This window comes from Alcanivorax sp. HI0083, assembly GCF_001635175.1.
Window position 1 is genome coordinate 1 of sequence record NZ_LWFX01001646.1, and the last position, 802, is coordinate 802.

An 802-nucleotide genomic window follows, 5' to 3' on the forward strand; every position below is an offset into this window, starting at 1 on the left:
GGAAGACGAGCGGAACCTGGTCCAGCAATTTCTCCAGGCGGAACTGCCCGATTCCGACGACATGGAAGAAATTGAAGCCTCGGCCCGCTTTTTCAGTGATGAGCAGGGGCTCCACGTTCACTCCCTGTTCCTGTTCCAGTCGGAAGGTCGGGCCCGGACTTCCACGGTGGCCTTTGTGGTACAGGAAGGGCGGCTGCTCTCGTTCCGCGATTCCCGGTTGCCGGATTTCCGCTTGCTGCGCCTGCGTGTGCGGCGGGGCTGGGTCAAGGTATCGCAACCCCTGGACATCCTGCTGAGTATTCTCGACCAGAAAGTGGAAAATCTGGCGGATGCCCTGGAAGACGTGCACCGGGACCTGGAAAAAGTCGGCTATAGCGTGCTTGAAGAAGAAAACGGGGAGCTGGAAGAGGACATTGAACGCCTGGCACAGCTGGAAGATACCAACGGGAAAATCCGCCTGTGTCTGATGGATACCCAGCGATCCATCTCGTTTATTCAGCGCTATGTGCGATCGGACAAGGTGCGCCGGCGTACCTGTGCGGAAATCCAGCATGACCTGGATACCCTGCTGTCACACACGACTTTCCTGTTCGACAAGATCAACTTCCTGATGGATGCAGCCCAGGGCTTCATCAATATCCAGCAGAATCAGATCATCAAGATCTTTTCCATCGCGGCGGTGGTGTTCCTGCCGCCCACCATGATTGCCAGCATTTACGGAATGAACTTCGAGGTCATGCCGGAGCTGGATTTCCGCTTTGGGTACCCCATGGCCATTGGGCTGATGGTGCTGTCCGGCATG

Annotated in this window: 1 protein-coding gene; it reads left to right on the forward strand. The window is 56.7% G+C overall.

Going from position 1 to position 802, the window contains the following annotated elements; translation table 11 throughout:
* Positions 1–802, forward strand: an 802-nt coding sequence (gene corA, locus A3754_RS24220; RefSeq protein ID WP_063521568.1) for a magnesium/cobalt transporter CorA, incomplete at both ends; no start/stop codon positions are given.